Annotated in this window: 12 protein-coding genes; 9 read left to right on the top strand and 3 right to left on the bottom strand. The window is 64.8% G+C overall.

The window, feature by feature from the left end:
- Nucleotides 1-21: 21 nt before the first annotated feature.
- Nucleotides 22-1,320 carry an amino-acid N-acetyltransferase gene (gene argA, locus D6Z43_RS21275; RefSeq protein ID WP_120654030.1) on the bottom strand — a complete coding sequence of 433 codons (1,299 nt, stop codon included), beginning with the start codon at nucleotides 1,318-1,320 and terminating at the stop codon, nucleotides 22-24.
- Nucleotides 1,321-1,430: 110 nt separating this feature from the next.
- A complete protein-coding gene (gene argE / locus D6Z43_RS21270) occupies nucleotides 1,431-2,588 on the bottom strand; it encodes an acetylornithine deacetylase (protein WP_120654029.1) in 1,158 nt (385 codons plus the stop codon).
- A 137-nt stretch (nucleotides 2,589-2,725) separates the two neighbouring features.
- On the opposite strand from argE, the gene D6Z43_RS21265 reads away from it, so the two are divergent.
- On the top strand, nucleotides 2,726-4,090 hold the full coding sequence (locus D6Z43_RS21265) for an inorganic triphosphatase (protein ID WP_120654028.1): 1,365 nt from the start codon (nucleotides 2,726-2,728) through the stop codon (nucleotides 4,088-4,090).
- A gap of 20 nt (nucleotides 4,091-4,110) precedes the next feature.
- The gene (locus D6Z43_RS21260; protein WP_120654027.1) at nucleotides 4,111-4,797 is read left to right on the top strand and encodes a DUF502 domain-containing protein; all 687 of its coding nucleotides are present in this window, start codon (nucleotides 4,111-4,113) and stop codon (nucleotides 4,795-4,797) included.
- Nucleotides 4,798-4,918: 121 nt separating this feature from the next.
- On the opposite strand, the gene D6Z43_RS21255 is transcribed toward D6Z43_RS21260, so the two are convergent.
- The gene (locus D6Z43_RS21255) at nucleotides 4,919-5,392 is read right to left on the bottom strand and encodes an Lrp/AsnC family transcriptional regulator (RefSeq protein WP_120654026.1); all 474 of its coding nucleotides are present in this window, start codon (nucleotides 5,390-5,392) and stop codon (nucleotides 4,919-4,921) included.
- A gap of 126 nt (nucleotides 5,393-5,518) precedes the next feature.
- Between D6Z43_RS21255 and D6Z43_RS21250 the strand changes: the two genes are divergently transcribed.
- The 7 genes from D6Z43_RS21250 to D6Z43_RS21220 all read left to right on the top strand — a co-directional run bounded on the left by D6Z43_RS21250 (nucleotide 5,519) and on the right by D6Z43_RS21220 (nucleotide 12,480).
- A complete protein-coding gene (locus D6Z43_RS21250; RefSeq protein ID WP_120654025.1) occupies nucleotides 5,519-5,833 on the top strand; it encodes a hypothetical protein in 315 nt (104 codons plus the stop codon).
- 103 nt (nucleotides 5,834-5,936) lie between these two features.
- Nucleotides 5,937-7,721, top strand: coding sequence for a GspE/PulE family protein (locus D6Z43_RS21245; protein ID WP_120654024.1), 1,785 nt, complete (start codon nucleotides 5,937-5,939; stop codon nucleotides 7,719-7,721).
- Nucleotides 7,722-7,813: 92 nt separating this feature from the next.
- Nucleotides 7,814-8,734, top strand: a complete 921-nt coding sequence (locus D6Z43_RS21240; protein WP_120654023.1) for an SPFH domain-containing protein — start codon at nucleotides 7,814-7,816, stop codon at nucleotides 8,732-8,734.
- Nucleotides 8,735-8,738: 4 nt separating this feature from the next.
- On the top strand, nucleotides 8,739-9,185 hold the full coding sequence (locus D6Z43_RS21235) for an NfeD family protein (RefSeq protein WP_120654022.1): 447 nt from the start codon (nucleotides 8,739-8,741) through the stop codon (nucleotides 9,183-9,185).
- A gap of 77 nt (nucleotides 9,186-9,262) precedes the next feature.
- Complete coding sequence (locus tag D6Z43_RS21230; protein WP_120654021.1) at nucleotides 9,263-9,664, top strand: hypothetical protein; 402 nt, start codon at nucleotides 9,263-9,265, stop codon at nucleotides 9,662-9,664.
- A 94-nt stretch (nucleotides 9,665-9,758) separates the two neighbouring features.
- A complete protein-coding gene (locus tag D6Z43_RS21225) occupies nucleotides 9,759-12,068 on the top strand; it encodes a tetratricopeptide repeat protein (protein ID WP_120654020.1) in 2,310 nt (769 codons plus the stop codon).
- A gap of 103 nt (nucleotides 12,069-12,171) precedes the next feature.
- Nucleotides 12,172-12,480 (top strand): DUF2388 domain-containing protein, encoded by a 309-nt coding sequence (locus tag D6Z43_RS21220; RefSeq protein ID WP_120654019.1) that lies wholly within the window; start codon nucleotides 12,172-12,174, stop codon nucleotides 12,478-12,480.
- The last annotated feature ends 77 nt before the right edge of the window (nucleotides 12,481-12,557 follow it).

Here is a 12,557-nt window from a genome sequence, read left to right as displayed (position 1 = left end):
GCACAATCGCCGGGGCTCGGGTCAGAGCGTCTTCTCGAATATCTGGGAATTGCGCTGGTAGTTGTACAGCGAGGCACGCGCCGCCGGCAGATGTTCCACGCCACTGGGCTGGAAGCCACGCTCGCGGAACCAATGGGCGGTGCGTGTGGTGAGGACGAAGAGGGTCTTCAGGCCGAGGGCGCGAGCCCGTTCCTCGATGCGTTCCAGCAACTCGTCACCACGGCCGCCATGGCGGTACTCCGGATTCACCGCCAGGCAAGCCAGCTCGCCGGTATCGGAATCGGCGATGGGGTAGAGCGCCGCGCAGGCGATGATCAGGCCATCGCGCTCGACGATGGTGAACTGCTCGATCTCCCGCTCCAGCACCTCGCGCGAACGGCGCACCAGGATGCCCTGATCCTCCAATGGGGTGATCAGGTCGATCAGGCCGCCGACATCGTCGATGGTGGCTTCACGGAGGGACTCGAACTGCTCCTGGTCCACCAGGGTGCCGCCGCCGTCACGGGTGAACAGCTCGGTCAGTAGCGAGCCGTCCTCGGCATAGCTGACCATGTGGCTCCGCTTGACCCCGGCACGGCAGGCCTGGGCGGCGGCGTCCAGTAGCTCGGCCTGGTAGTTGTTGCCCAGACGGGTCAGGTGCGGCGGTACCTGTTGCGGGCGCAATTCGCGCACCAGCTTTCCGGACTCGTCGATCAGGCCGCGCTCGGCGCCGAACAGGATCAGCTTGTCCGCACCCAGGTCGATCGCCACGCGGGTGGCCACGTCCTCGCAGGCGAGATTGAAGATTTCCCCGGTAGGCGAATAGCCAAGCGGCGACAGCAGCACGATCGTGCGCTCGTCCAGCAGGCGGCCGATGCCCTTGCGGTCGATCCGGCGCACTTCACCGGTGTGGTGATAGTCGATGCCGTCGACGACGCCGATGGGGCGCGCGGTGACGAAGTTGCCGGTGCTCACCCGCAACCGCGAGCCCTGCATGGGCGAGGCGGCAATATCCATGGACAGGCGCGCCTCGATGGCGATGCGCAACTGGCCCACGGCGTCGATTACGCACTCCAGCGTCGGGCCGTCCGTAATCCGCAGGTCGCGGTGGAAGTGCGGGGTCAGGCCACGAGTGGCCAGGCGCGTTTCGATCTGCGGCCGTGAACCGTGTACCAGCACCAGACGCACGCCCATGCTGTGCAGCAGCACCAGGTCATGGACGATATTGCCGAAATTCGGGTGGGCGACACCCTCGCCGGGCAGCATCACCACGAAGGTGCAGTCCCGGTGGGCGTTGATGTAGGGAGTAGCGTGGCGCAGCCAGTTGACGTAATCGGGCATGGTTCCGTGAGCCTGAACAGGTGGCGAATAGACGAAGGCGGTGCTCGGCCGGCGAGCAGTGAGTCGGCGCGTTATCGTCGTCGCATGAGCATCAACGGAAACCCTCCCGGTCAGGATGTGGTGGCGGATTGAAGGCAGTAATGCTGGATGAGCTGGCGCAATAGCGCAACGGTAGGCTCGATCCGTGACAGTTCGAGGTGCTCGTCCGGCTGGTGGGCACAGGCGATGTCGCCAGGGCCGAGCACCAGGGTCTCGCAACCGAGCTGCTGAAGATACGGCGCTTCGGTGCCGAAGGCCACCGCTTGCGCCGTATGGCCGGTAAGACGTTCGGCCAGGCGCACCAGATCACTTTCCGGAGACTGTTCGAACGGCGGTACCGCCGGGAACAGCGGCTTGAAGCCGATCTTCACCTGGTAATGCTCCGCCACCGGGCGCAGGCGCTGGCGGATGACCGCGCGCAGGGTTTCCGGGTTCATTCCCGGAAGCGGCCGTAGGTCGAACTCCAGGCTGCACTGGCCGCAGATGCGGTTGGGGTTGTCGCCACCATGGATGCAGCCGAGGTTGAGGGTCGGCTGGGGCACGGTGAATTGCGGATTGCGGAACTCCTGCTGCCATTCGCCACGCAGCTCGATCAGGTCGCTCATCACCGCATGCATGGCTTCCAGGGCGCTGTGACCGAGGCTGGGGTCAGAGGAATGGCCACTCTGCCCGAGGATATCGATGCGCTCCATCATTACCCCCTTGTGCAGGCGGATCGGCTTGAGGCCTGTCGGCTCGCCGATCACCGCCGCGCGGCCCAGCGGTTGCCCGGCCTGCGCCAGCGCACGGGCACCGGCCATGGAGCTCTCCTCGTCGCAGGTCGCGAGGATGATCAGCGGTTGGCGGAAGTGCTGGTCGAGCAGGCCACGAACGGCTTCGATGGCCAAGGGGAAGAAGCCCTTCATGTCACAGCTGCCCAGCCCGTACCAGCGATTGTTGACCTCACTAAGCTTCAGCGGGTCGGTTTTCCACAGGGCGGAATCGAACGGCACGGTGTCGCTATGGCCAGCCAGCACCAGACCGCCGGGACCCGTTCCGTAGGTCGCGAGCAAGTTGGCCTTGCCCGGCGCCACCTGCTGGATCTCGCAGCGGAAGCCAAGGTCACCGAGCCAGCTCGCAAGCAAGTCGATCACCGCCTGGTTCGACTGGTCCCAACTGGGCTGGGTGCAGCTCACCGAAGGTGTGGCGATCAGCGCAGCGAACTGCGATTTCAGGTCTGGAACGGACATCGGGGACCTCCTCGGACGAGGGATCATCATAGGCCCAGCCCGCGCGCGGTGAAACCGCTGCGGCAAGGTGCTGACCTGTCCTGTAAACTTCACCGCCTTGGTAGCCACCCCCTGGCTGCGTCTGAAAGACCCCGGCGATGAACAAAGAGACCGAAATCAAGCTTCGCGCCAGCCGCGAGACCCTGGAAGCCCTGCGCGACCACCCGCTGCTGAAGAAGCGCAACAAGTCCGGCTGGGAACGCCGCGAGCTTTTCAACCAGTACTTCGACACCCCGGAACGGGACCTGGCCCAGGCCCGCGTGGCCCTGCGCCTGCGCCGTGACGGCGAACAGTTCATCCAGACCCTCAAGACCCGCGGCCAGAGCGTGGCCGGGCTGTCCGAGCGCAACGAGTGGGACTGGTACCTGGACAAGGCCAAGCTGGACCCGAAGAAACTCACCGACGAGTGCTGGCCCGCCAGCCTGGCCGAACTGGACAAAAAGCAGCTCAAGCCGATCTTCACCACCGACTTCAATCGCGACCGGGCCGAAATTGCCTGGGGTCGCGGCAAGGCCAAGGTGGTGATCGAAGCTGCCCTGGACCTGGGCAAGGTCATCGCCGGCAAGCAGGAAGAAGAAATCTGCGAGCTGGAACTGGAGTTGCGCCAAGGCGAGCCCGAGGCGCTGCTGGAACTGGCCGCCGAACTGGCCGCCGACCTGCCACTGATGCCTTGCGATATCAGCAAGGCCGAGCGCGGCTACCGTCTGCACGATGCCAACAGCTACCACCTCAGCCTGCCGATTCCGGAACTTAGCGCCGAACTGTCGCTGGACGACGCCTTTGCCGCGCTGGCCTGGCACCTGCTGGGTAGCAGCCAGCGTCTGGCCGAGCAGTACCGTTTCAATGGCCACTGGAAGCTGCTGGTGGACTGGTTGCAGCAACTGGTCGACCTGCGCGCCCTGATCGGCAGCCTCGGCCAGGCCGCCCCACGCGCCAGCAGCCACGACCTGCGCGAAGCCCTGGACGCCCTGCTCAAGGACTGGCGCCCGCGCGTCCAGGCCGGTGAGCTGGATGAAGCCGTACGTCACGCTGCGCCGCAGCAGTTCGCCGAAGAACTCGCCGGCACCCGCTGGGGCCTGTTCTCCCTCAACGCATCGCGCTGGCTGCTGGCTCGCGCCTGGACCGTCGAGCGCAACGAGCGCGGCAACCGCCAGGGCAAGGCGTCGCTGGGCAACTGGCTGCCGCGCCTGCTCGCCGAAGAAGCCGAAGCCCTCAAGCTGGAGCGTTACAAGCGCCAGCCCGAGGACCTGTCCGAGCAGCTGCCGCGCATCGAGCGCCTGCTGGTCTGGCTGCGCCTGGCACGCCAGGTGTTGGAAGTGCCGGAAGCCGACCGCGCCTACGGTGAACTGTCCAAGTTCGCCGAACTGGCCGCCCTGCCCCTGGACGGCGAGGTATTGGCCGCCCGTAGCGAGCAGGCACAGACCCTGATCAGCCTGCGCGGCTGGAAAGCGCTGACCAGGTAAGGCGAGCCCGGGAACCCGCCATGCTCAAGCAAAGCTTCCGCTCCGTGGTCACCACCTGGCTCACCGGCCTGCTGGCCCTGTTGCCGCTGGTGCTGACCCTGGCGTTGCTGGCCTGGCTGTTCAGCCTGCTGAATCGACTGGTTGGGCCATCCACTGTGATCGGCCAGCTCCTCGGCGCCCTTGGCCAACCGTTCGCCAGCAACCCGGTGCTGGCGTACTTGGTGGGCACACTGGTGCTACTGGGCAGTCTCTATCCGCTGGGCCTGGCGGTGCAGCTCGGCCTGCGCCGCCCGCTAGCCTGGCTGCTGGACATGACGCTGCGCCGCGCACCGCTGATCGGAAGCCTGTACGGCCTGGCGGACCGCTTCGTCGGCCTGCTCGATCGCAGCAAGAACGCCGACATCGCCGCCATGAGTCCGGTCTGGTGCATCTTCGGCGGTGAAGGCGCGGCCGTCCTGGCCCTTTGCCCCAACCCGGAAACCTTCGAACTGGATGGCCGTTCCTACTGCGCCATTCTGGTCCCGACCGCGCCCATTCCCGTGGGTGGCGGGCTGATCTACGTCCCGGTGGAATGGCTCCGCCCTGCGGAAATGGGCGTGGAAGGCCTGACCAGCATCTATCTGTCCATGGGACTCACCCCACCGCACCAAGCCGGGAAGCTGGCGAAGGAGCAGGCGGTGCCTACGGACGGCGACAAGGCCTCCTGAAAATGCCCTTGTAGGGGCGAATTCATTCGCCAAGCGGGCCGAAGGTCTGCCAATTGTCGTGAGCCTGATAGGCCGACTGCGCTGCTGCCCCTGACGATTGAAATCGCCCCCACAGGCTTTCTTACCCCTGCCCCACCGGCAAGCTGGTGGTGGATTTGATCTCCGACAACGCGACGATCGAGTTCACCTCCTGTATTCCCGGCACCAGCGATAGCTTCTCGAAGAAGAAGCGCTCGTAGGCCTCGATGTCGCGGGTGACGATGCGCAGCATGAAGTCCACTGCGCCCATCAGCACATGGCATTCCAGCACCTCGGGAAACTGACGCATGGCCTCGGCGAACTCGGTGAGGTTGGAGCGACCGTGGGCGTTGAGTTTCACCTGGGCGAAGATCTGCGCGTTGAGACCGATCTTGCGCCGATCCAGCAGGGTGACCTGGCGGCGAATCACGCCTTCATCCTTCAGGCGCTGGATGCGTCTCCAGCAAGGTGATTGGGACAGCCCAACCCGTTCGGCAATCTCCGCGGTGGACAGGCTCGCATCTTCCTGCAGCAGGTCGAGAATGCGTTTGTCGTAGGCATCCAGGGTGATGGACATAAAATTTCCAGATTAAACTGATTACCCGGAAAGTTTATCCAAAGATGACGCCCGCCCGCACGATTCAGGCAGAAAAAACCCACTTCAGGCTGGAAAACTATCGGCGTCCCCACCGAGGAATCCAGCATGCTCAGCCTCCAGTCCGCCCCCGTCGCCCGTGAAGACCACTGGCACCCGCACACCGCCCAGCTCCAGGCCCGCGAAATGCAATTCGCCATCCTCGCCGAGGCGGAAGCGGACATCCTCGGCCGGCTGCTTGCCTTCTTCGCCCAGCTGCAACTGGTACCGCACTGGCTGGAGGTCAACCGACTCGGCGATAACCTGCTGGTCCAGCTGCGCCAGCCCGGACTGACCCCGCACCGGGCCGAGGTCATCGCGCAGAAAATGCGCTCGCTGGTCAGTGTCTTCTCGGTGGAGTTGGAACCGTTCGCCATTACTTGATGCGGCTCTTAGCCGAATGATGGCAATTCGGGCATGCTTGCCGTCCCGCGTGAAGAGCGTTTGACTACTCTTCCAGACTGAGCAGCGTGACCGAGGAGCTTGCATGTCCGCCTTTGCCTCACCCGCCCAGGACCGTTGGCTGGATCTCAACGACCTGATGCGCGAACTGGTATCCCAGGGCCGCCTGAGCCAGGACCAGGCAGAGCATTGCCTGGCCATTCGCCGAAGCGCGGTGAACAACCAGCAGCATCCGCTGGAGTTCCTGGCCAGCCAGCAGGTGGATGACCTCAAGCGCCCAGGCAAGAAACTCGACCTGGAAACCCTCAGCCACTGGCTGGCCGAGCATGCCGGCCAGCCCTACCTGCGTATCGACCCGCTGAAGATCGATGTCGCCGCCATCACCCCGTTGATGTCCTACGCCTTCGCCCAGCGCCACAAGATTCTCGCCGTGGCCGCCGACAGCGAAGCGGTGACAATCGCCAGCGCCCAGCCCTTCGTACAGAGCTGGGAAAGCAACCTGACCCACGTGCTCAAGCGCCCGATCAAACGGGTCGTGGCCAACCCGATCGACATCCAGAAGTTCACCCTGGAGTTTTATCGCCTGGCCAAGTCGGTCAGCGGCGCCAGCGCGCTGGACCAGAAGATCAGCGGTGTCGGCAACTTCGAGCAGTTGCTCAAGCTCGGCTCCAGCGAGCAGGAGCCGGACGCCAACGATGCACACATCGTCAACATCGTCGACTGGCTGTTCCAGTACGCCTATCAGCAACGCGCCAGCGATATCCACATCGAGCCACGTCGCGAACAGGGCAGTGTGCGCTTCCGCATCGACGGCGTGCTGCACACCGTCTACCAGTTCCCGCCCCAGGTCACCATGGCGGTGGTCAGCCGCCTCAAGAGCCTCGGACGCATGAACGTGGCGGAAAAGCGCAAGCCCCAGGACGGCAGGGTCAAGACCAAGACCCCGGATGGTGGCGAAGTGGAGCTGCGCCTCTCCACGCTGCCAACGGCCTTCGGCGAGAAGATGGTGATGCGGATCTTCGACCCCGAGGTGCTGCTGAAGAGCTTCGACCAACTCGGCTTCTCCCAGGACGACCTGCGCCGCTGGCAGAGCATGACCAACCAGCCCAACGGCATCATCCTGGTCACCGGCCCCACCGGTTCGGGCAAGACCACCACGCTCTACACCACCCTAAAGCAGCTGGCCACCAGCGAGGTGAACGTCTGCACCATCGAAGACCCCATCGAGATGATCGAGGGCGCCTTCAACCAGATGCAGGTGCAGCACAACATCGACCTGACCTTCGCCAGTGGCGTGCGCGCGCTGATGCGGCAGGACCCCGACATCATCATGGTCGGCGAGATCCGCGATCTGGAGACCGCCGAAATGGCCATCCAGGCCGCATTGACCGGCCACCTCGTGCTCTCCACCCTGCACACCAACGACGCCCCCAGCGCCATTACCCGCCTGCTGGAACTGGGCGTGCCCTACTACCTGCTGCGTGCCACCCTGCTCGGGGTCATGGCCCAACGTCTGGTACGGACCCTCTGTCCGCACTGCAAGGCACCGATGGAGCTTCGCGAAGAAGACTGGAGCAGCCTGACCAAACCCTGGAGCGCGCCGTTGCCCACGGGAGCGCACCGTGCCGTCGGTTGCCTGGAATGCCGCGACACCGGCTACCGCGGTCGGGCCGGGGTCTACGAGATCATGCTGCTGTCCGATGCGGTCAAACCGTTGATCACCGCCGACACCGACTTGATCGCCCTACGTCGAGCCGCTTTCAAGGAAGGCATGCGCAGCCTGCGCCTGTCCGGGGCGCAGAAAGTCGCCTCGGGCCTGACGACCATCGAAGAAGTGCTGCGGGTCACGCCACAAAGCGAGCAGAAATGAAATGCTATCCGGCTGCTGAAATCCCTCCGGCGCAATCGCGCTAGCGGGGCCTCAGCCGCCAGGACATATAGCCAGCAAACGGAGCAATTCCCATGGAAATCGGCAGTGTCGTCATCCTCTTCGTTGCCCTTGCGATCGCAATCGTGTTCATGGGCTTCAAGGTCGTACCACAAGGCTTCGAGTGGACCGTGGAGCGCTTCGGCCGCTACACCAACACGCTCAAACCCGGCCTGAACATCATCGTGCCGGTGATGGACCGCATCGGTCGCAAGATCAACGTCATGGAAAGCGTGCTGGACATTCCCCCACAAGAAGCCATCAGCGCCGACAACGCCATCGTCACCATCGACGCCGTGTGCTTCTTCCAGGTGATCAACACCGCCCAGGCGGCCTACGAGGTCAACGACCTGGAACACGCCATACGCAACCTGGTGATGACCAACATCCGCACCGTGCTCGGCTCCATGGAACTTGACGCCATGCTCAGCCAGCGTGACGCGATCAACGAGCGCCTGCTGCGCACGGTCGATGAGGCCACGGCGCCCTGGGGCATCAAGGTCACCCGTATCGAGATCAAGGACATCAGCCCGCCGGCCGATCTGGTGGAAGCCATGGCCAGCCAGATGAAGGCCGAGCGTCTGAAACGCGCGCAGGTGCTGGAAGCCGAAGGCCGGCGCCAGGCGGAAATCCTCACGGCCGAGGGCGAGAAGCAAGCCCAGATCCTCAAGGCTGAAGGTGAGCGTACGGCCGCCTTCCTTGAAGCCGAGGCGCGCGAGCGCGCCGCCCAGGCCGAAGCGGAGGCGACCCGCGTGGTATCGGACGCAATCGCCCACGGCAACGTGCAGGCGGTGAACTACTTCGTCGCGCAGAAATACGTCGAGGCACTGGGCAAACTGGCCAGCGCCAACAACAGCAAGGTGGTACTGATGCCCCTGGAAGCTAGCCAGGTGATCGGCGCCGTGGGCGGCATCGGCGAAATCGTCCGCGCCACCTTCGACGGCAAGAAGGGCTGAACCGATGTGGAATTACCTCCAGCACCTGACCTACTGGGACTGGCTGGCCCTCGGCACCCTGCTGCTGATACTCGAAGTCTTCGGCGCCGGCGGCTACTTGCTGTGGATAGGCGTGGCCGCAGCCTGCGTCGGAGTGATCACCTTCATCGCCCCGGAACTGCACTGGGCCATCCAGTTCCTGCTGTTCGGCGTCCTCTCCATCCTCACTGCGGTGTTCTGGTGGCGTCGTCAGCGCAGCGCCGCCAAGGTCTCAGACCAGCCAGGTCTGAACCGTCGCGGCTACGAGTTCGTGGGCCGCGAATTTGCCTTGCATGAAGCCATCAGCGGCGGTCGCGGCAAGATTCGCGCCGGCGATTCCGTCTGGCTGGTGTCCGGCCCCGACCTGCCCGCCGGCAGCCAGGTCCGCGTCGTCGGCCAGGACGGCGTGCTGCTGAAGGTGGAGCCGGTCTGATGCTCCCGGCCTGCCCAGTGCGGGCAGGCCGCCTATCACCAGCTAGGCTTCCTGGCGATCGCGAAGGAAGTTCCATCATGTCATCTACCCAGCACCTGCGCCCGCTGCTCGCCGCGGGCTTCCTGCTGTTGCTTGCCGCCTGCGCCAACATCGATGCGCAGACCACCGAATACGTCGGCACGCCCCATGCCGCACCTACCGACCCAGCCGGTGTGGAAGTACTGCGCCGTGAACCTGCCCGCCCCCATGACCGCCTCGGCGAAGTCGTGGTCGACGCCAGCACCGAGCCGCCGCCCCCGGTCACGGAGATCGAACAGAAACTACGCGAAGAGGCCGCGGAGATAGGCGGCGAGGCCGTGGTGGTGGTCTATGACCGCATCCAGCCGGTGGCGGCCTATGTCAGCGGACCGCTCTGGGCGCGGGATGTGGAGACCATCCAGGGTCGCAAGCTGAAGGGCATTGTCATTCGCTATCGCTGAGCCGGGAACGACATGTAGCCTTGACGGGCTCCGGGACATTCACGGAACCTGCACGCCACCGTGAAACACGCTCGCCAGCACAGCGGATGTCTGCATGACGAAGCACCAAAAGAAGGCGCCGCCCGAACCGGTACGGCGCCCTGTCTATCCCGTCCTGGCGGGTCTGCTGCTATTGATCAGCCTGGGAGCCTGGCTGTACATCGCGGGCGGCGCTGGCGGGCTGCCGGGCATGAAACCGCCTCCCACAGCCAGCACCCAGCCCGCCAGCCTGGTGGACGAGGGCCAGTGTGCCGGCTGCCACACCCAGCAGGCCAGAGACTGGCAAGGCAGCCATCACCAACTGGCGATGCAGGCCGCCACCGACAGCAGCGTGCTTGGCGATTTCAACGACGCCAGCTTCAAGGACGAAAAGGAAACCACCCGCTTCTTCCGCAAGGACGGCGGCTTCTGGATCAACGTTCCCGGAGCCGATGGCAAGCCAGCCGATTTCCGCGTCGCCTATGCCTTCGGCGTCGCGCCGCTACAGCAGTACCTGATCGAGGTTCCTGGTGGCCGCCTCCAGGCCCTGGGCGTGGCCTGGGATGTGGAAAAACGCGCCTGGTTCCACCTCTACCCGGGCCAGGGCGTGGACTTCAAGGACCCGCTGCACTGGAGCAATCCCCAGCAGAACGCCAACTTCATGTGCGTGGAGTGCCACACCACCGGTTTCAAGCGCGCATTCGACCCCGCCGCGGATCGCTTCACCAGCCACTGGAACAGCCTCGGAGTGGGCTGCCAGGCCTGCCATGGCCCTGCTTCGAAGCACATGGAGTGGGTCGCTAAGAAGAACCGTGCCGCCAATGCCGGCTTCGCCTACGACCTCGCCACGAGCGACAAGATCAGGGAAGTGGAGACCTGCGCCCGCTGCCATGCCCGCCGCGCGCCGCTGGACGATGGTTACCACAGCGAACGCAGGCTGATGGACGACTACCTGCCCAGCGCACTGACCCGCGAGCTCTACGAGATCGACGGCAAGATCAAGGAGGAGGTGTTCGAGTACGGTGCTTTCACCCAGAGCAAGATGTTCGCCAAGGGTGTGCGCTGCAGCAATTGCCACAACCCCCACAGCACCTCGCTCAAGGCCTCGGGCAATGGCGTCTGCCTGCAGTGCCACAACCCCTCCGGCAAGGCCGGCATCGAGGGCATCGACGGCCAGGGCCTGAAGGCGAAGAACTACGAGTCTCCCGAACACCACCATCACAACCCCGGCCAGACGGGCTCCCAGTGCGTGGATTGCCACATGCCGGGCAAGTTCTTCATGGTCAACGACTATCGTCATGACCACGGCTTCACCCTGCCCAACCCCGCCCGCGCCCTGCGCCTGGGCACCACGGATGCCTGCCTGGGCTGCCACCGCGAGCAACCGGGCGACCAGGTCGCCGAGCAGTTCCGCCTCTGGTATGGCGAGAGCAAGGTCGTCGCGCCGCGCTACGACGAGAGCCTGTGGCTGATCCGCAACGGTAGGCCAGGGGCTTCGCGAGCGCTGTTTCAGCAGTTGGAAACACAGGGGTTACCGGCCATTCGCCGCGCCACCCTGCTGGCCGAATTGCCCACCTATCCCAGCGAGCGCGCCCTCAAGGCCGCAGCCCGTGACCTGACCCACCCCGCACCGCAGGTGCGTGAGGCAGCAATCAAGGCCGTGGCGGCCCTTGTTCCGCCGGAGCAGCGCCGCAATGTGCTGGCGCCGCTGCTGAGCGACCCGGTGCGCGCCGTGCGCATCGCCGCCGCCTACGCCCTGCTGGGCATGCACAGCACGGGGCTGGGCAACTACGAGTCGAGCTGGAGCAAGGCCATTGAAGAGTACGAAGCCGTGCAGCTGCGCCTGCAGGAACGCGCCGAGGCGAATCTCAATCTGGCCATGCTGTACCAGGCCAATGGCCGCTCCGGCGCCGTGGAGCCGCATCTGCGCACCGCGCTGCAGCGCGACCCGAGCTTCCTGCCGGCGTTGGTCGCCCTGGTGCAGTGGCTGGATGGCAATTTCCGCTGGGAGGAAGGTCGCGCCCTGCTCGAACAAGGCCTGAAGGAACACCCCGAGTCGGCGCTGCTGCACTATGCCAATGGCCTGATGCTGGTGCGCAAGGGCGATCTTCAGGCGGCCCTGAAGGCCTTTGCCGAAGCGGTCCGGCTGGAGCCGAAGAACAGCCAGTACGACTACGTGTACGCCGTCGCACTGCACGACAGCGGCCAGCTCGAAGTGGCGTGTCATCGCCTGGAGGAACTGCTGGAGCGCGACCCGGCCAACCGCGAAGCGCGTCTGGCGCTGATCAACTACTGGCGCGAAGCCGGGCAAATCCAGAAGGTCCAGGCGTTGCTGGCGGAGCTGGAGCAGCAGAACCCTGACGACCCCGCGTTGCGGCGGGAGTGACGAGGCTGGCAAGGAGCCATGACCGACTGGCGAACAGTTTGAACTCCGGGGTGGACGGCCGAATCTGAATCTTCAGGTCCACCCCAGAACGGAGTAACACGCAATGCGCACTCGTCTGTATGCAGCCGCCTTCGCCCTGGTCGCCCTACCAGTTGGTTCGGCCATGGCCGACGGTGACTTCTGGCGCGATGTCATCTCGTCCGGAGCTACCACCGCTTCCACTTACCTGACCTTCAAGGACGACAAGCTGATAGTCGCAGCACGCGACGATGCCAGCAGCTTCGTCGCCAGTGGCGGCGAAATCCGCGGCCCGTACCTTGAAGCTGCGCTGCAGCGCATCCGCAGCGAACACCCGGATATCAAGGCCAGCGACAGCGAACTGGCCAACGCGATCCTCGCTACCGAGGAGTAATGTTTCGCGAATGAATTCGCTCCCACAAGGTTCTGTCCTGTGGGAGCGAATTCATTCGCGATCTGAAGCTTGCACCA

The sequence above is a fragment of the Pseudomonas sp. DY-1 genome (genome assembly GCF_003626975.1).
GTDB lineage: Bacteria > Pseudomonadota > Gammaproteobacteria > Pseudomonadales > Pseudomonadaceae > Metapseudomonas.
Note: the sequence above shows the minus strand (reverse complement) of the source record. Positions and strands in the feature narration are given on the sequence as shown.

What these genes read in the sequence shown, in the direction of transcription:
- argA (WP_120654030.1), bottom strand. Translation starts at nt 1,320, where the DNA reads ATGCCCGATTACGTCAACTGGCTGCGCCACGCTACTCCCTACATCAAC.
- argE (WP_120654029.1), bottom strand. Translation starts at nt 2,588, where the DNA reads ATGTCCGTTCCAGACCTGAAATCGCAGTTCGCTGCGCTGATCGCCACA.
- D6Z43_RS21265 (WP_120654028.1), top strand. Translation starts at nt 2,726, where the DNA reads ATGAACAAAGAGACCGAAATCAAGCTTCGCGCCAGCCGCGAGACCCTG.
- D6Z43_RS21260 (WP_120654027.1), top strand. Translation starts at nt 4,111, where the DNA reads ATGCTCAAGCAAAGCTTCCGCTCCGTGGTCACCACCTGGCTCACCGGC.
- D6Z43_RS21255 (WP_120654026.1), bottom strand. Translation starts at nt 5,392, where the DNA reads ATGTCCATCACCCTGGATGCCTACGACAAACGCATTCTCGACCTGCTG.
- D6Z43_RS21250 (WP_120654025.1), top strand. Translation starts at nt 5,519, where the DNA reads ATGCTCAGCCTCCAGTCCGCCCCCGTCGCCCGTGAAGACCACTGGCAC.
- D6Z43_RS21245 (WP_120654024.1), top strand. Translation starts at nt 5,937, where the DNA reads ATGTCCGCCTTTGCCTCACCCGCCCAGGACCGTTGGCTGGATCTCAAC.
- D6Z43_RS21240 (WP_120654023.1), top strand. Translation starts at nt 7,814, where the DNA reads ATGGAAATCGGCAGTGTCGTCATCCTCTTCGTTGCCCTTGCGATCGCA.
- D6Z43_RS21235 (WP_120654022.1), top strand. Translation starts at nt 8,739, where the DNA reads ATGTGGAATTACCTCCAGCACCTGACCTACTGGGACTGGCTGGCCCTC.
- D6Z43_RS21230 (WP_120654021.1), top strand. Translation starts at nt 9,263, where the DNA reads ATGTCATCTACCCAGCACCTGCGCCCGCTGCTCGCCGCGGGCTTCCTG.
- D6Z43_RS21225 (WP_120654020.1), top strand. Translation starts at nt 9,759, where the DNA reads ATGACGAAGCACCAAAAGAAGGCGCCGCCCGAACCGGTACGGCGCCCT.
- D6Z43_RS21220 (WP_120654019.1), top strand. Translation starts at nt 12,172, where the DNA reads ATGCGCACTCGTCTGTATGCAGCCGCCTTCGCCCTGGTCGCCCTACCA.